This window comes from Pseudomonas fluorescens, from assembly GCF_030344995.1.
GTDB classification, from domain to species: domain Bacteria; phylum Pseudomonadota; class Gammaproteobacteria; order Pseudomonadales; family Pseudomonadaceae; genus Aquipseudomonas; species Aquipseudomonas fluorescens_BF.
In genome coordinates this window covers 1,028,823-1,046,221 of record NZ_CP128260.1, presented here as the reverse complement: position 1 = coordinate 1,046,221, position 17,399 = coordinate 1,028,823, and the positions used below count along the sequence as shown (strand labels likewise).

At 63.1% G+C, this 17,399-nt stretch carries 14 protein-coding genes and 1 pseudogene; 9 read left to right on the top strand and 6 right to left on the bottom strand.

The annotated features are described in order from the left end of the window. Nucleotides 1-55 precede the first annotated feature (55 nt). From QR290_RS04640 to cueR, 3 genes are all read left to right on the top strand, one after another. Nucleotides 56-439 (top strand): hypothetical protein, encoded by a 384-nt coding sequence (locus QR290_RS04640; protein ID WP_289204422.1) that lies wholly within the window; start codon nt 56-58, stop codon nt 437-439. 109 nt (nt 440-548) lie between these two features. After that, a complete protein-coding gene (locus QR290_RS04635) occupies nt 549-2,942 on the top strand; it encodes a heavy metal translocating P-type ATPase (RefSeq protein ID WP_289204421.1) in 2,394 nt (797 codons plus the stop codon). Next, nucleotides 2,939-3,352 (top strand): Cu(I)-responsive transcriptional regulator, encoded by a 414-nt coding sequence (gene cueR, locus QR290_RS04630; protein ID WP_007958485.1) that lies wholly within the window; start codon nt 2,939-2,941, stop codon nt 3,350-3,352. The genes QR290_RS04635 and cueR overlap by 4 nt, the downstream gene beginning before the upstream one ends. Here the strand turns inward: cueR and QR290_RS04625 are convergent. Both QR290_RS04625 and QR290_RS04620 read right to left on the bottom strand, forming a co-directional pair. Then, a complete protein-coding gene (locus QR290_RS04625) occupies nt 3,306-4,523 on the bottom strand; it encodes an MFS transporter (RefSeq protein WP_289204420.1) in 1,218 nt (405 codons plus the stop codon). The genes cueR and QR290_RS04625 overlap by 47 nt on opposite strands. A gap of 56 nt (nt 4,524-4,579) precedes the next feature. After that, nucleotides 4,580-5,476 carry a PA4780 family RIO1-like protein kinase gene (locus QR290_RS04620; protein WP_011332300.1) on the bottom strand — a complete coding sequence of 299 codons (897 nt, stop codon included), beginning with the start codon at nt 5,474-5,476 and terminating at the stop codon, nt 4,580-4,582. Between the two features lie 440 nt (nt 5,477-5,916). Here QR290_RS04620 and QR290_RS28720 point away from each other — a divergent pair. Next, nucleotides 5,917-7,005 (top strand): annotated as a pseudogene (locus tag QR290_RS28720) (HAMP domain-containing protein); the annotation flags it as partial. 90 nt (nt 7,006-7,095) lie between these two features. Further along, nucleotides 7,096-7,863 carry a methyl-accepting chemotaxis protein gene (locus QR290_RS28715; protein ID WP_371850984.1) on the top strand — a complete coding sequence of 256 codons (768 nt, stop codon included), beginning with the start codon at nt 7,096-7,098 and terminating at the stop codon, nt 7,861-7,863. Between the two features lie 245 nt (nt 7,864-8,108). Here QR290_RS28715 and QR290_RS04610 read toward each other — a convergent pair whose 3' ends face one another. Continuing rightward, nucleotides 8,109-9,386, bottom strand: a complete 1,278-nt coding sequence (locus QR290_RS04610; RefSeq protein WP_064379268.1) for an acetyl-CoA C-acetyltransferase — start codon at nt 9,384-9,386, stop codon at nt 8,109-8,111. Nucleotides 9,387-9,563: 177 nt separating this feature from the next. Here QR290_RS04610 and QR290_RS04605 point away from each other — a divergent pair, with 177 nt between their 5' ends. The 4 genes from QR290_RS04605 (at nt 9,564) to QR290_RS04590 (ending at nt 15,448) form a co-directional block, all read left to right on the top strand. Continuing rightward, complete coding sequence (locus tag QR290_RS04605) at nt 9,564-10,916, top strand: 3-oxoacyl-ACP reductase (RefSeq protein WP_289204419.1); 1,353 nt, start codon at nt 9,564-9,566, stop codon at nt 10,914-10,916. A gap of 2 nt (nt 10,917-10,918) precedes the next feature. Then, complete coding sequence (locus tag QR290_RS04600; protein WP_115076426.1) at nt 10,919-11,773, top strand: MaoC family dehydratase; 855 nt, start codon at nt 10,919-10,921, stop codon at nt 11,771-11,773. 318 nt (nt 11,774-12,091) lie between these two features. Continuing rightward, nucleotides 12,092-13,642: a collagen-like triple helix repeat-containing protein gene (locus QR290_RS04595; RefSeq protein ID WP_289205267.1), complete on the top strand. Its 1,551-nt coding sequence runs from the start codon at nt 12,092-12,094 to the stop codon at nt 13,640-13,642. Between the two features lie 135 nt (nt 13,643-13,777). Next, complete coding sequence (locus QR290_RS04590; RefSeq protein ID WP_115076425.1) at nt 13,778-15,448, top strand: ShlB/FhaC/HecB family hemolysin secretion/activation protein; 1,671 nt, start codon at nt 13,778-13,780, stop codon at nt 15,446-15,448. Between the two features lie 36 nt (nt 15,449-15,484). Here the strand turns inward: QR290_RS04590 and QR290_RS04585 are convergent, their stop codons facing one another. From QR290_RS04585 to QR290_RS04575, 3 genes are read right to left on the bottom strand one after another with little or no spacing between them, the layout of a single operon-like run. After that, entirely contained in the window at nt 15,485-15,757 is a 273-nt protein-coding gene (locus tag QR290_RS04585) for a DUF3613 domain-containing protein (protein ID WP_289204418.1), read from the bottom strand. Nucleotides 15,758-15,773: 16 nt separating this feature from the next. Beyond that, complete coding sequence (locus tag QR290_RS04580; RefSeq protein WP_289204417.1) at nt 15,774-16,496, bottom strand: tetratricopeptide repeat protein; 723 nt, start codon at nt 16,494-16,496, stop codon at nt 15,774-15,776. A gap of 22 nt (nt 16,497-16,518) precedes the next feature. Continuing rightward, complete coding sequence (locus QR290_RS04575) at nt 16,519-17,382, bottom strand: type II secretion system F family protein (RefSeq protein ID WP_435875093.1); 864 nt, start codon at nt 17,380-17,382, stop codon at nt 16,519-16,521. Between the last annotated feature and the right edge of the window lie 17 nt (nt 17,383-17,399).

Genomic DNA, 17,399 nt, shown 5'->3' with positions numbered 1-17,399 from the left:
CGCCGCGCTCGGCCAAGCTGCGTGCATCAATGACATGAATTCAGGAGATTCAGCCATGCGCTGGTCAGCTTTCAGCCTGTTTGGCTTACTCAGCCTCTTTGCCTGCCTGCCCCAGGCCAACGCGACCGGCGAGGATTACGCCGTTCTGATCATCTCCCGCGAGCGTCTGGAAGTGCCGACCTCCTGCGAGATCGGCGTATACATCCAGGATCAGTTCGCCGGGCGGCTGCTTCAGGAGCAGTCCACCTCGTTCAACCTGCCCCACGGCACGTTCTCCATTCGTCTGAAGTTGGAACCGGGCCAGGTACCGGGTTGCCAGCCAGGCATGCTGGCACCTCCGGCGCAGGAGATCTCGCTCAAGGCCGGCGATGTGGTGAAGTACCGGATCGCGGCAAACGCCAAAGGGATGTACCTGCGGCCGGCCGCGCTCGAATACTGAGGAATCGAAAATGGGGGGAGCAGGCTGGCTCCCCCCATTTTTTTTGCGCTTGACCTTGCCAGCATGGCAAGGTTGATCCTGTAGGCATCCACTACAGGGAGTACGACCGATGTCCGATTCCATCACGTTCGATCTGCCCATCAGCGGCATGACCTGCGCCAGTTGCGCCGGCCGTGTCGAGCGGGCGTTGAGCAAAGTCAGCGGCGCCAGTGCCGTCAGCGTCAACCTCGCCACCGAACAGGCCCGGGTGCAGGCCCCCGGCGACAGCCTGCTGGCGCTGATGGAGGCGGTCGAACGCGCCGGTTACAGCGTGCCGCAGCACACCGTGGAATTAAACATCGACGGCATGACCTGCGCCTCCTGCGTCGGTCGTGTCGAACGCGCCCTGAACAAGGTTGCGGGGGTGAAGAGCGTCAGCGTCAACCTCGCCAATGAACGCGCCCACCTCGAATTGCTCGGCGCGGTCGACCCGCAAACCCTGATCGCCGCCGTGAGCAAGGCCGGTTATTCGGCCAGCCTCTTCGAACTTGAACATCCACAATCCGACAATCGCCAGCAACGCCTGAACCATGAACGCTGGGCGCTGATCTGTGCGATCGCGCTCGCCTTGCCGCTGGTGCTGCCGATGTTGCTGCAACCGTTCGGCATTCACTGGATGCTCCCAGCCTGGGCGCAATTCGCCCTCGCCACCCCGGTGCAATTCATCTTCGGCGCGCGTTTTTATGTGGCTGCGTGGAAAGCCGTGCGCGCCGGCGCCGGCAACATGGACTTGCTGGTGGCGCTGGGCACCAGCGCCGGTTATGGCCTGAGTCTCTATGAATGGGCGACCGCCGCCGGGCGCATGCCGCACCTGTATTTCGAGGCTTCGGCGGTGGTCATCGCTCTGGTGCTGCTCGGCAAATACCTGGAAAGCCGCGCCAAACGCCAGACCGCCAGCGCCATCCGTGCACTGGAAGCCTTGCGGCCAGAAAGGGCGATTCAAATCATCGATGGCCGCGAACAGGACGTCGCCATCAGCGCCCTGCGCCTCGGTGACCTCGTATTGGTCAAACCTGGTGAACGCTTCCCGGTGGACGGCGAAGTGCTGGAAGGCCAGAGCCACGCCGATGAAGCATTGATCAGCGGCGAGAGCTTGCCGGTACCCAAGCAACCGGGCGACAAGGTCACCGGTGGTGCGATCAACGGTGAAGGCCGCTTGCTGGTAAGCACCACGGCGCTCGGCGCGGAAAGCGTGCTGGCGCGGATCATCCGTCTGGTGGAGGACGCCCAGGCCGCGAAAGCACCGATCCAGAAACTGGTGGATAAAGTCAGTCAGGTGTTCGTGCCGACCGTGTTGCTGCTGGCCCTGGCCACGCTGATCGGCTGGTGGCTGTACGGCGCGCCGCTGGAAACCGCGTTGATCAATGCCGTCGCAGTGCTGGTGATCGCCTGCCCGTGTGCCCTCGGCCTGGCGACTCCGACAGCGATCATGGCCGGCACCGGTGTGGCTGCGCGTCACGGGATTCTGATCAAGGACGCCGAAGCACTGGAGCGTGCCCATGAAGTCAGCGCCGTGGTGTTCGACAAGACCGGCACCCTGACCTCCGGCACGCCGCGCATTGCGCACTTCAGTGCGAACGACGGTGACGAAAACGCCCTGCTGACAGCCGCCGGCGCGCTGCAACGCGGCAGCGAACATCCGCTGGCCAAAGCGGTGCTGGATGCCTGTGCCGAACGCAATCTGACGGTGCCCGATGTCAGCGAAAGCCAGTCCCTGACCGGGCGCGGCATCGCCGGCAGCCTCGACGGCCGGCGCCTTGCATTGGGCAATCGGCGCTTGCTGGAGGAAAGCGGTCTTAACGCCGCAAACCTGAGCGAGTCCGCCCAGGCCTGGGAAACCGAAGGCCGCACGCTCTCGTGGTTGATCGAGCAAAGTCCGGAGCCCCGCGTACTCGGTCTGTTCGCCTTCGGCGACACCCTCAAGCCCGGTGCGCTGCACGCGGTGCAACAACTGGCCGCCCAGCATATCCACAGCCACCTGCTGACCGGCGACAACCGCGGCAGCGCCCGGGTGGTGGCCGAAGCGCTGGGCATCGAAAACGTCCACGCCGAAGTGCTGCCGGCGGAAAAAGCCGCCACTGTCGCCGAGCTGAAAAAAAACGGGGTCGTGGCCATGGTCGGCGACGGCATCAACGACGCACCGGCGCTGGCCGCCGCGGACATCGGCATCGCCATGGGCGGCGGCACCGACGTGGCCATGCACGCCGCCGGCATCACCCTGATGCGCGGCGACCCACGGCTGGTGCCGGCCGCGCTGGAGATCAGCCGCAAGACCTACGCGAAGATCCGCCAGAACCTCTTCTGGGCCTTCGTCTACAACCTGATCGGCATTCCGCTGGCGGCGTTCGGCTTCCTCAATCCGGTGCTGGCCGGTGCGGCGATGGCCTTGTCGAGCGTCAGCGTGGTGAGCAATGCGTTACTGTTGAAAACCTGGAAACCCGAGGATCTGGAGGACAACCGATGAACATCGGCCAAGCGGCCCGCCACAGTGGCCTGAGCGCGAAGATGATCCGTTATTACGAGTCGATAGGCCTGCTCAAGGCTGCCCATCGCACCGACAGCGGCTATCGCGTCTACGGCGACGATGACCTGCACACGCTGGCGTTCATCAAGCGCTCGCGGGACCTGGGTTTTTCGCTGGAGGAAGTCGGCAAACTGCTGACACTCTGGCAGGATCGCCAACGTGCCAGCGCCGATGTGAAGGCCCTGGCCCGTCAGCACATCGACGAGCTGAATCAGAAGATCCGCGAACTCGGCGAACTGCGCGACACCCTGCAGGATCTGGTCGAGCACTGCCACGGCGACCACCGCCCGGACTGCCCGATCCTCAAGGAACTGGCGTCGGGCTGCTGCGCGCAACCCGCCCGCGCCTGAGCAGCAGGATTTTCATCGACAGCACTGTGGCGAGGGGAATGCCGTGGAACAGCAGCACCACGGCACCCGGCGCCCACCACTCATAGAACGGCGCGGCGATCAGCATGCCGACGCCGAACCCGGTCATCTGCAACAGTGTCAGGAAACTGAAAATCGGCAGGCGCAGGGCCTCCGGTTCCCTTTGTAGCCGTGACATCAGGCCGACTTCCGAGAACCCGTCACCCAGTCCGGCCGGCAACGAAAACAGCAACAGGCTGACGACACTGTGCTGCTGGAACATCAGGATGAACCCGCAGGACATCAGCAGCACGCCGCCGAAGTAGCGACGCTCCAGATGAATGTTTTCCGAGCCGTTGAGGCGACTGGCGATCCGCGCACCAATTAGCTTGCCGGCGGCCCAGACCGCGAGCATCAGGCCCAGTGTGGTGCTCGCCGAGTCCGGTGTCAGCAGTCTGGAAATGATCGGGAAGCCGACGTTGTGTGCAGCGCTGCCAAGGGTGTCGGCCATCGTGACAGCCAGCATCGCGGCCACCACCGGTGCGCTGCGCAGCCCTTGCAGCAACGCCGACCACTCACCCTGTTTAGCGCTGGACTCGACCACCGGCTCCGGTGCGCTGAATCGTAGCGGCGCAATCAACACTGCCGCCAACAGATAGGTCAGCGCGTTCAGCGCGAACACCGTTTCAAAACCAAACCCCGCGACCAGCAGCCCGGACACCAGACTGCCGCCGACCATCGCCATGGACGAGGCGGACGTGATCCAGGCATTGGTCTTGAGCAACTGCGCCGGCTCGATCAATCGTGGCAACTGGCTGTTGAGGCCGATGGCGAACATCGAATTGCCAAAGCCCAGGCCGAACGCGATCAGCGGCAGCAACAGCGCCTGCTGACTAACCGGGACGATCAGCAATAAACCGAGCACAGCAGCGCGCAGCAGATCGAAGGCAATCAACGGCAGACGGCCATTGCATCGGCGATAAAACGCGGTGCCGATCAGGCTGGCGAAAATTCCCCCGCCCACACGACTGGCGAGAAAAATCCCCACGCTCATCGCGCTGTTGCTCAGCAGGTAGACATAAGTGGCCAGCGCAACCATGTTGAGGAAAGCGCCGAAATCGGAAATCAGCCGGGCCGTGATGATCAGCCGGGCATTGCGGGAAGTGGTACTCACAATCAATCCTTGAATGTGCAAAACCCGGCCGAAGCCGGGTTTTCTATTTCAGATGCTCACTGCATCCACGGTGGCGGAGGCGGTTCGTCGGACTTGCCCTTGGGCTCGTCGTCCGCCGCGCGGATGGCTTGCTTGCGCTCCTCATCCAGTCGCGCCGCTTCGATCTCGCGCAGCACCCCGCCGACATCGGCCAGGTCCTCGGGATCGTCGAACTCGCCGGTCAGCACGCTGGCCGGGTGCAACGTACCCGCTTCGTACAACGCCCACATTTCCTTGGCGTATTTGGTCTTCTTCAACTCCGGGGCGAACCGGCCGAAGTACGACGCCATGTTGCCGACGTCACGTTCGAGCATGCTGAACGCGTGGTTGTTGCCGGCGGCGTCCACCGCTTGCGGCAGGTCGATGATGACCGGCCCGGTCGGTGTCAGCAGCACGTTGAACTCCGAGAGGTCACCGTGCACCAGACCGGTACACAACATCAGCACGATCTGCGAGATCAGGAACGCGTGATATTCGCGGGCCTGATCCGGCTCCAGCACCACATCATTGAGACGCGGCGCGGCATCGCCGTATTCGTCGGCCACCAGCTCCATCAGCAGCACGCCTTCGAGGAAGTCGTACGGCTTGGGCACTCGCACCCCGGCGTTGGCCAGACGGAACAGCGCCGCGACTTCGGCGTTCTGCCAGGCATCTTCGGCTTCCTTGCGCCCGAACTTGGAACCCTTGGCCATCGCCCGGGCCTGTCGGCTGTTGCGAACCTTGCGGCCTTCCTGATACTCGGCCGCCTGGCGGAAACTGCGTTTGTTCGCCTCCTTGTAGACCTTTGCGCAACGTAACTGATTGCCGCAGCGCACCACATAAACAGCTGCTTCTTTGCCACTCATGAGTGGACGCAGCACTTCGTCGACCAGACCGTCCTCGATCAGGGGTTCAATGCGTTTTGGAGTCTTCATCAGCTTTTATTGTGGGTCCTTTATTACCAAACACGCGAATGTCATTCGTTATACGGCAATCCTCGCATCACGGGGAGGGGTTGCCGACCTGTGAACCTGTGGATGCACACACTGTGCCGGATAAACCGGGCCAATCCGCCTCTCTATCGACCGCTGCGAATCATAGCCGAGGCTGTCGCAGTTGTTGGCGACAGGACTCGAGGGCATTTGCGACAGAATCTGACATCCCGCCAAACCCCGCTCACAAGAATTTTCTTTTCCAGCCTCAATTTCCCTCTCGCGCGGCCGAATTCCTTTGAGACAGAGGAATTTGTCCGACAATCGTTCCAAAAAACCTTCGATGTCGCACTCAAGGAAACGGGTGAGAAATACGTTTTTCGGCTGCCAATAACCGCGAGTCATCTGCACTGCGTGGGCCTACAAGAAAATCTGGAGCGCGGATGAACATCAAACAGAAGTTGACCTGGGCGTTTGCAATCATCGCCTGCTTGCCCGTGGTGCTGGTCGCCACGCTGGTGGTACTGAACCTGCGCAGCGATGCCCGGGACGATTTTGTCGACAGCAGCGGGCGCGAGATCCGTCAGGTCAGCAACGCCATGCAGCTGTTTTTCGACGGCATCAGCCAGAACGTCGATTACCTTGCGGCGCAGCCATTGGTCAAAAACGCCGACGGCAGCGTGCGCAGTCGCATGAGCGCCAATGCCTCCGACACCTCGGATGGCGAGATCGACAAGCAACTGTTTGCCCTGTTCGAGGGGCTGGCCAAGTCCCATCCGGCTTACTCTTATGTGTCCTACGGCCTGAACAGCGGCGGCTACGCGTTCTGGCCGGGCGACCCGAAAATGTCCAACTACGACCCGCGCACCCGCCCGTGGTACAAGACCGCCATGGCCAACCCGGGCAAGACCCTGCGCACCGAAGCCTATTACTGGGCAGGCGACGATGCGGTGCTGGTCAGCACCGTGCGCGCGGTGGCCAACCAGCTGGGCGCCCAGGGTGGCGTGGTCAACATTGACGTGTCGCTCAAGCAACTGACCGAGATCGTCAAACAGATCAAGCTCGGTGAAAGCGGTTACCTGATGCTGATGGAAAACACCGGCACGGTGCTGGTCGATCCGAAGCAACCGGAGCACAACTTCAAGCGGCTCGACAGCCTCGGCGAGGGTTACGCGCAACTGGCCAAGGCCGGCAAAGGGCTGGTGGAAATCGAGCTCAACGGCGATCGTTACATGGCCAACGTCTGGCCGTCGGAGCAATTGGGCTGGACCTTCATCGGCCTGATCAAACAGAACGAAGTGATGAGTTCCGCCACCCAACTGACCTGGCTGATCGCGATCATCGCGGCCGTGCTGGCAGCATTTTTCGCCGTCGTCGGTGCCAGTTTCGCCAGCCTCATCGTGCGGCCGATCCGCAGCGTGGCCAGCGGTCTGGAAGGTATCGCCCAGGGCGAAGGCGACCTGACCAAGAGCCTCGATATCCGTGGCAGCGACGAAACCGCGCAACTGGCCAACTGGTTCAACCAGTTCCTGACTGCGATCCGCAGCCTGATCCAGCACATCGGCGGCGCCGCCGGGAAAATCCTTGCCACCTCGCAGAGTTCGACCCGGGTCTCCGGCGACATGGCCGAAGCCGCCGGACGCCAGCGCGAAGCCGTGGACATGGTCTCGACCGCATTCCATGAAATGGTCGCCACCGCCAACGAAGTCGCCCGCTCGTGCAGCCAGGCGGCGGAGTCGGCCGACAGCGGCCAGCGCCAGGCTCGCGAAGGTCAGCAGCAGATCGATGCGGCAGTGCACAGCGTCGACCAACTGAGCCAGGAACTGGAGCAATCGGCGCAGTCGATGCAACAACTGGAACGCGACAGCAACGACATCCAGTCGATCCTCGGCACCATCCGTTCCATCGCCGAACAGACCAACCTGCTGGCGCTCAACGCCGCTATCGAAGCAGCGCGGGCCGGTGAGCAGGGGCGTGGTTTTGCGGTGGTGGCCGACGAGGTTCGCGCACTGGCCAAACGCACGGCGGATTCGACGGCGGAAATCGACGGATTGCTGGGCAACCTGGCCAAACGCACCAGCGCGGTGACCCAGCAGATGCGCGCCAGCCTCGATGTGTCGCAGCAGTCGGTTGCGCGGATCGGTGAGGCGCGGGAGAGCTTTGGGCAGATTCGTGAGTCGGTGGATGTGATTCGCGACATGAACACTCAGATTGCGACTGCGGCGGAAGAGCAGCATCAGGTGGCTGAGGACATCAATCGGCACATCAGTCAGATTCATGGTGATGCGCAACTGGTGGCGGAGCTGGCAAATTCGGCGCGGCTGGATTCGCAGAGTCTGGCGGGGTTGTCGAATGAGCTGGATGGGTTGGTGCGCAGGTTTCGTACTTGAGATTGGGGGCAACCTTGAAAGCCCCCTCACCCTAACCCTCCCGAAACGTCGGACCGCCCGGAGGGAGAGGGGACTGATTGGGAGATGCTTTAAAGATGCATCGACTTGATCCTGCTTTACCGAATCCATAATCGACTCTGATCTTTCAGGTCGATGTATAGCGAAAGACAACTCGGTAGGCCCCCTCTCCCTCCGGGCGGTCCGACGTTTCGGGAGGGCTGGGGTGAGGGAAAGCTTTTGCTCCTCTAGCGTTCGATGATCGCCGTCACACCTTGCCCCCCCGCCGCACAAATCGAAATCAACCCCCGCCCCTGCCCCGCCGCATCCAGCAGCTTCGCCAGGTTCGCCACGATCCGTCCGCCCGTCGCGGCAAACGGGTGCCCCGCAGCCAATGAGCTGCCCTTGACGTTCAAGCGGCTGCGATCAATCGAGCCCAGCGGCGCATCAAGCCCGAGCCGGGTCTTGCAGTACTCCGGATCTTCCCAGGCCTTCAATGTGCACAACACCTGCGCGGCAAACGCTTCGTGGATTTCGTAGTAGTCGAAATCCTGCAAGGTCAGCCCATTGCGCGCCAGCAGGCGTGGCACCGCGTACACCGGCGCCATCAGCAGCCCTTCGGCGCCGTTGACGAAATCCACCGCCGCCGCTTCGCCGTCCCGCAGATAGGCGAGGATCGGCAAGCCGCGCTCCTTTGCCCACTCTTCGCTACCGAGCAACACCACCGACGCGCCGTCGGTCAGCGGCGTGGAGTTGCCAGCGGTCAGGGTGCCCTTGGCGCTTTTCTCGAAGGCAGGTTTCAGGGTTGCGAGTTTTTCCAGGGTCAGGTCGGGGCGCAGGTTGTTGTCGCGGGTCAGGCCGAGGAACGGGGTCATCAGGTCGTTGTGCCAGCCTTCGCTGTAGGACGCCGCCAGTTTGTGGTGGCTTTCGAAGGCCAGTTGATCCTGTTCTTCGCGGGGGATGTTCCAGGTCTGCGCCATCAGTTCGCAGTGCTCGCCCATCGACAAACCGGTGCGCGGTTCGCCGTTGCGCGGGAATTCGGGGATCAGGTGTTTCGGGCGCAATTGCAGAAAGGTCTTGAGCTTGTCGCCGGTGGTCTTGGCGCGGTTGGCTTGCAGGAGAATCTTGCGCAGGCCTTCGCTGACGCTGATCGGCGCATCGGATGTGGTGTCGACGCCGCCGGCAATGCCGCAGTCGATCTGGCCGAGAGCGATCTTGTTCGCCACCAGCAACGCCGCTTCCAGGCCGGTTCCGCAGGCCTGCTGGATGTCGTAGGCCGGCGTCGCCGGCGACAGGCGCGAGCCGAGCACGCATTCGCGGGTCAGGTTCATATCCCGTGACAATTTCAACACCGCCCCTGCGACCACTTCGCCGATGCGCTGGCCGTGCAGGTTGTAGCGTTCGATCAGGCCTTCGAGGGCGGCGGTGAGCATCACCTGATTGCTCGCGGTGGCATACGGCCCGTTGGAACGGGCGAACGGAATGCGGTTGCCACCAATGATCGCGACGCGGCGCAGCTGACTCATGAAATGCTCCTTGTGAAATATCCGGTCTGAAAATCGAGCGCTGAAAACCCGGTCGGGCCACAAAAGCGCCGAGGGCAAACTACTCTGCTGTTCTAGCGTAGGCCTTATTGCGTGGATCGAACGATTGATTGCCCTTCGCAGTCCACACTTTGAACCCCATCTTCTGGAGAGCGTTCCATGTCTGACCGCTATATCGACTTCGCCAACTCGTCCATCGGCCACCGTCTGGTCGGGGCCCTGGGCCTGCCGTCGCCGGTGCGGCTGGAACGCTGGCAGGCCGGGCGCCTGCGGCCGGTGGACGGTGCATTGCTGATCGGCGGCGGGCCGCTGGCCGAGCGGGTCAGTGCATTTGCCAATCGCCTGACCGACGCGATCTACCGCTACGGCGACCAGCCGGCGACCGCCACCCAATGGATTCCTGGCCACGGCCCGAAACTCAAGGCCGTGGTGTTCGACGCCAGCGATTTGCAGCACACCGATCAGCTCAAACAACTGCGTGAATTCTTCCAGCCGCTGATGAAGAACCTCGACAGTAGCGCGCATCTGGTGATCCTCGGCCGCGCCCCGGAAACCCTGCGCGAACCGTTTGCCGCCAGCGCGCAGCGAGCACTCGAAGGTTTCTCCCGCTCGCTGGCCAAGGAGCTGCGCAGCGGCGGCACCCTGCAACTGATCTACGTCGGCGAAGGTGCCGAGGATCAGCTCGAAGGACCGCTGCGGTTTTTCCTCTCGCCGAAAAGCGCGTTCGTGTCCGGGCAAGTGATCCGGCTTACGGCGTGCGCCACCCAGGTCACCGACTGGACGCGCCCATTGGCCGGACGCAAGGCGCTGGTCACCGGCGCGGCTCGCGGCATCGGCGCCTCCATCGCCGAAACCCTGGCCCGTGACGGCGCCGAAGTAATCCTGCTCGACGTGCCGCCGGCCAAGACCGATCTCGAAGCCTTGGCCGCTCGTCTCGGCGGACGCGCCATCACCCTCGACATCTGCGCCGAAGACGCCGCTGCGCAGCTGATCGAGCAACTACCGGACGGCCTCGACATTCTGGTGCACAACGCCGGCATCACCCGCGACAAGACCCTGGCCAACATGACGCCCGAGTTCTGGGACGCAGTGCTGGCGGTCAACCTCAACGCACCGCAAGTGCTGACCAAGGCCCTGCTCGACAGCGGCACACTGCACGATAACGCGCGGGTGATTCTGCTGGCGTCGATCAGCGGCATTGCCGGCAATCGCGGGCAGACCAACTACGCGGCGAGCAAGGCCGGATTGATCGGGCTCGCCCAGGCTTGGGCCCCGACGCTGCTGGAACGTGGCATCAGCATCAACGCCGTGGCGCCGGGCTTCATCGAGACCCAGATGACCGCGCACATCCCGTTCGGCCTGCGCGAAGCCGGACGCCGCATGAGTTCGCTGGGTCAGGGCGGCCTGCCGCAAGACGTCGCCGAAGCCGTGGCCTGGCTGGCCCAACCGGGCACCGGCGCGTTCACCGGGCAAGCGCTGCGGGTGTGCGGCCAAAGCGTTCTGGGGGCCTGAACATGACCATCGAATGGCAAACCCTGCACCGCGAACCGAGCCTGCCGGGGCTGTATGCCCGGGCGGCGACCCGACGCAAAATCACCGGCACCACCCTGCCCGACAGCGGCTTGCGTTGCGCCGTCGAGGTGGAGGGCAAACGTCTGGCGGCGTATCGCAAGGTCTGCGGTTTCGCCGATGACGGCCTGCTGCCGCCGACCTATCCGCATATCCTGGCGTTCGCCTTGCAGATGCAATTGCTGACGGCCAAAGAGTTTCCGTTCCCTTTGCTGGGGCTGATTCATCTGAGCAACCGCATCCGCGTATTGCGGCCAATGGGCGGGATCAGTCGCGCGCAGGTCAGCGTCCGGGTGCATAACCTGCAACCTCATCCGAAAGGTGCGACCTTCGATCTGCTGACCACCCTCGACGATCAACTCGGGCCATTGTGGGAAGCCGAAAGCCAGATGCTCTGTCGTGGTGTGAAGCTCGAAGGCGACCCGGTCGAGCAGACCTGGGAGCCGGCACTGCCCCTCGCGCAAGTGGCGCAATGGAAGGCGCCGGCGGACATCGGCCGGCAATACGCGAAAGTCTCCGGCGACTACAACCCGATTCACCTGAGTGCCGCCAGCGCCAAGCTGTTCGGGTTCCCGACAGCCATCGCTCACGGTTTGTGGAACAAGGCCCGCACCCTGGCGGCACTGGCGGATCACCTGCCAAAAGCCAACCTTGAGGTGACCGTGTACTTTCGCAAACCGGTGCGTCTGCCGAGCGAGGTGAGCCTGTTCGCCAGTGCTGCCGGCTCCAGCGGTGAGTTGCGCCTGATCGGCGCCGGGGATCTGGAGCACATGGTGGGCAACTGGCAGCCGGTGGCTTGACATCGAGGCCGGGAAAACCTGATCAATTGTGTATATATCACTTAAGTTTTCCCGCGCCGCACACGCTTCCATCACGGAAATCCAGCCTTGATTTTCAAGGCTTTTTTTTGCGCGTCTATATCCTCGGTATTAGTCGTTAGGCGGCATTCGAAGCCGCTTGCATAAAGGCGTTAATACCAAGTTGAGAATGGCGTGGATCCAGCCTTGCGACTGATATGGACACAACGGACGAAGGCACTGCCGGCAACAGAACCGGCAAGCCGTCGAAGTCAACGAACGTTGTGACAGGTGCAAGGAACAACCATCATGAAAACCCACATGAAAGCCCAGGCGTGGTGCAAATCGGCAACAGCACTGGCCCTCATTCTCTCTCTCGGTCTGGCCGGCTGCAGCAGTGGCGGCGGCGGTCATCACAGCAGCTCTGGAAGCTCTTCCCCCGACAGTTCGACTGCGGGTACTGGCGGCACCGGTGGCACGGGTGGAACCGGAGACACCGCCGGCACTGGCGGTACCGGAGGAACTGGCGGAACTGGCGGAACTGGCGGCACGACGACCCCGACGGACCCCACCAATCCGACTAATCCGACCAATCCAACCGACCCGACCAACCCGACCAATCCGAGTACACCGACGCCTCTGGTTACCACCACGCTGGTGCAAGACGTCGGCAATACCGTCAGCGGCGTCGGCAATGGTGTCGGCCAGGTCGGCGACTCACTCAGTGGCGTGCCAGTCGTTGGCGGCGTGGTGCAAAGCGCCGCCAAAACCGCCGGCAATGTAGTGACCACACTGGGTGATGGGGTGGCCAACGGCATCGGCAAACTGGCAACCACCGACAATGGCCTGGGCGTCACCGCTTCGGCGGTCGGCGGCGTGGTGCAGGATGTAGGCAACGGCGTGTCCGACCTCAGCGGCAAACTGGCGACTGCCACGGGTAGCGTTCCAGTCGTCGGCGGTGTGGTGACCAAAGTCGCCCCGCTGCTCAACGGAGTCGGCGAAAAAGTCACCATGCTCGGCGACACCCTCAGCACCGCTACCACCACCGGCCCGCTCGGCTCGGTCACCAAAGAAGTGGGCAGCAAACTGGTGCCGGTGATTGCCATGGTCGAAAGCACCACGGACAAACTCGGCAGTGCCACGGGGCTGGGCGCTCCCGTGAACGGCCTGCTGCAGAAAGTCGGCAGCACGGTCGATGGCGTGGGCGACAAGGTCACTGGCGCCGGCAACGGCAATGCGCTGACCAACACCGTCGGCGGGGCCCTGAGTAACGTCGGCACCACTGTCGGCAAGGCCGGCGGACTGGTGAACAACGGCACCGGTTCAGGGACAGGCGTCGGTGGCGGTCTGGGCAACAACGGCTTGCTGCAAACCGTCGGTGGCGCAGTCGTAAACGTCGGCGCCGGGTTGAGCAGCGGCAATGGCACCCTCGCCGCACCGGGTGGTGTGCTGGCTGCGGCGGGTAACACCGTGGCCTCGCTCAACACCGTGCTCGGCGGTTCGGGATCGCCGATCACCAGTCCGACCACTCCCCTGGCAACCCTGGGCAACAACGTGGGTGCCGGACTTGCACCGGTCACCACTGCGGTCACCAGCCTGACCCAGAATGTCGGCGCCGCCACCGGGCTGGGTACTCCGGTCGCCGGCCTCACCGGCCAGGTCGGCGGTGCCGTCGGCAATCTCGGCAACACGATTGCCGGCACCAACAGCAACCCGGTAGTGGCGGCGGTCGGCAACACCGTCACCACCGTGGGCAATACCGTCACTGCGGTCGGCGGACTGGTCAACGGTGGAACTGCCACCGGGACCGGCGGCGGACTGGGTGGTGTCCTCGGCGGTCTCACCGGCGCCCTGGGTGGCAACAAACGCTGATTTGCACCTGGCCGATTCGACGGCCTTACCTACAGCGCCTACGCTTGGTTGAGGGCGGAAGATTCCCACGAGTCTTCCGCTTTTTTCTTAGGAGAAACCCGACCCCGTGCTGCGGGTTTGAACATGGAGTGTCCTATGCGCGTCATGGCATCCCTGCTATTGCTCAGTCTGAGTTCCACCGCCCTCGCCGACACCCTGCCCAGCTTTCTCAACAGCAACGAAACCATCCGCAACCTGCCGGTACCGAACCTGCCGGCTGACGCCTACCGGCCGAACGCTGCGCCGCTGCAAGTGCCGGATCCCGGCGCCACAGCCGCCCAGCCGTTGCTGATGAGTACAAAGATCAACCTCAGGACCGTGCAGATCGAAGGCGGCACGCTCTACCCGCTGAACGAACTGGCCGAAATCTACAAACCCCTGATCGGCCGCGAGAGCAGCCTCGCCGACCTGATCGAGGCCACTCGCAACATCACCCGTCGTTACCAGCAGGACGGCTATCTGCTGTCCTACGCCTTCCTGCCACAGCAGACCTTCGATGACGGTGTGGCGCGCGTCGTGCTGGTGGAAGGCTACGTGCGCGACGTTCAGATCGCCGGCGACGTCGGACGGGTCAAAGCCCTGCTCGAGCGACTGGCCGCCAAGCTCCAAGCCGAACGCCCCCTGACGCGCAAGACGTTCGAGCGCTATACCACGCTGATGACCCGCATTCCCGGCGTGACGATCCAGGCCCAGGTGCCGCCACCCGGCACCACCGACGGTGCAACCACGCTAGTGGCCCAGGCCAGCCGCAAACCGTTCACCAGCACCCTGAGCACCACCGAAGACAACCGCAACGGCACCCAGGCCTTGCTCGGCGTGAGCAGCAATTCACAAACGTCGATGGGCGAACAGTTGAGCCTCAGCGGCCTGTTTCCGCCGGGTGATGATCACGAGCATTACTACCGGCTGGACTACAACCAGTTCATCAACGACGAAGGTGCACAACTGAGCCTGTCGGCCTCGCGCTACCGAGCCGATCCCGGCACCAACGTGTTGTTGAACAACGGACTGGAGCTTAAGCCGCACCGCGAAAACGACCGTTATTCGCTCGGTTTCACACTTCCGCTGATTGCTGCTTCGGATGAATTGCTGACCGCCGGATCGCGCCTGTACGCGGTCAACGACAAGACCCGCTACAACGTGATCGGCTACCCGCTGAGCGTCGAAGAACGCACCGACATCCGCGCCCTCGCCTTCGAAAGCGACTGGCGCAAGGTCGATGCCCGGCAACTGCGCATTCTCAGTGGTGGCGTGTACCAAGGCTTCGACAGCATGGGCGCGCACACCAACAACAGCGCCATCGATCTCGACTTCTTTCGGGTGCGTCTGTCGGGGGTGCAGAGCGACAAGTTCCTCGACAACTGGCAAGGGGTGCTGTCCGCTGCGTTGTACTGGAGCAGCGACACCCTGCCCGACAGCGAGCGTGCGGTGTTCGGCGGGCAGAATTTCGGTCGCGGTTATCCCGATGATCAGGCATCCGGCGACAAGGGCTGGGGTGTGGCTTACGAGATCAACTACAGCTTCAACCGCGACGGCAACTGGGTGCGCATCCTGCAACCGTACTTCGTGCTCGACCGCTCGCGCAGCTGGTTCAACGAATTGCCGGTACAGGCCAACAACCTGTCATCGGCGGCGGTCGGCCTGAGATTCGGCGATGCGAAGTACTACAACATTGCCCTGGAGGCGGCCAAGGCGATGTCGGATGAAGCGCTGGATACCTTCAATCGCCGGCCGCGCTACAGCATCAGTTTCAGCTATCAGTTGTAGACCGCCGTCGCAGGCAACGCCGTTGCCTGCGACACGTCAGTTACGGCTCTCGATCTTGCCCCCGGCATCCGGGTCGTAGAAATCGGGGATTTCATATTTGTACTTCTTCAGCCAGCGCTGCATCGCCAGCTCGCGCTCGGTGGCCGTTGCCGCCTGCGGATCGGGGGACGCGGCCTTGTTGCGGCTTTGCAGCAACAGCCAGCCTTCGGTTTCCTGCTGCTGGGCCGATGCCGGGCCGGCGTCGATGGCCAGTGCGCCGAGCGGCAGGCTCAGCAGTCCGAGGCAGCACATCGTCTTCAACGTGTTCATGACACCTCCTTGAGGCTCACTTGATCGGCGCCGGTTGCGCATCAACCGCCACCGCGACCTGATTGCCAGCGACGGGTCTGGCCTTGACCGGAGACTTGAGTTTCTCCGCGCGTTCCTGAGCATCGGAGAACTGTTCCGGGGTCAGGTGCGCGCGGCTGACCACTTCCGCAGCCTGCTGCCAGTTGTTCTGATAGAGCAGCAGAGTGACCAGATTCAGCGTCGCCAACTGATTGTTCTGCTTCAACTCGATGGCCGTCAGAAACTCGAAGCGAGCATCCTCGAGCCGCAGCTGATTCAGGTACACCACGCCCAGATCGTTGCGGATGTTTTCATTGGTCGGTGCCAGCCGCGCCGCGCGTTGCAGGTGGGCCTGCGCCTGACCGTTGTCGCCACGGGCGGCGTACAACTGGCCAAGGCCGTGTTCGGCGTCGGCGTTCAGGCACGTGCCGAGCAGGCTGCGATACAACGGCTCGGCTTCGCTGCGTCCCAACAGGCGATAGACCTTGGCCTTGCGCAGTCGCACCTCGACGAGGTTATCGGGCAGGCCCTGCAGGTTGGCCAGGCTGGCGTGCAGCTTGCCGTCATTGACCAGATCATCGGCCAGGTTCAGCGACAGCTCCTGTTCTGAACTCAACTTGCTGCAACTGGCCGGCGCCAGCATCGTCGTCCACGGCGCCTGACCATCCGTTGCGCAACCGCCGAGCAGCAACAGACTTGCCACGACCATCAGTGCTTTCATCCATCGCTCTCCATTGCCATTGTCAGGACGCAAACGCCCGGGTGATTGCAGTAAAACCGGGCCCCGCCAGAACGATCAGCAAGGCCGGAAACAGCAGCAGCATCATGACCACCGACATCTTCGCCGACATCTTCGAGATGTATTCCTGCAAGCGTGTCATACGTCGGTCATCCAGCAGCTGCTTGAGCGTCAGCAGCGATTTCATCGCGCCGCCGCCCTGTTGAATCAGTTGTTGCAGGATCACGCAGGTGTCGGTGAACTCATCCACCGCCAGTATCGCGGCCGCCTTGTTCAGCTCTTGCCCGAGCTCCAGGCCCGAGTCGACGCGGGCCAGAATCAGGCGCAGTTCGCTGGTCAGCTCCGGCAGCAGTTTCTGCCCTTCTATGCTGAGCACGCGCAGGGCCTGTTCGACGGCCATGCCGGACTCGAACAGGATCCGCAGCAGCGGAATGAACGTCGACACCTCCACCGCAATGATTTTCTGCCGACGGGCAGCGGCATACGCCAGCAGGCGTTTGGGCAGCAGATAACCGACGCCGGTGGCAATCATCGGCACCAGCCAGCCGTTGGGTGCGAGGGGGAAAAACACTTCTTTCAGAAACAGGCCCAGCCCCAGTGTCAGCAGCGGCGTGCCGATCTGGCAGGCGGCAAACAGCGAGCGCTCGCTGGCCCGGCGCCAACCGAGGCGGCTGAGCAACGTCTGGGTTTCACTGTCGATGCTCACCGAGCGCTGGCCGAAGCGGCTGCTGCCCAGTGCCCGCAGCCAATTGCCGAAACGGCTCTCGCGCACCAGTTGCCCCTGCAAGCGCTGGTTGACCTGACGCACCCGACGCCGCTCGGCCAACAAGTGATTGCCGACCAGCAACAGTGCGCCGAGCAACAGCATGAGACTGGCCAGGATCA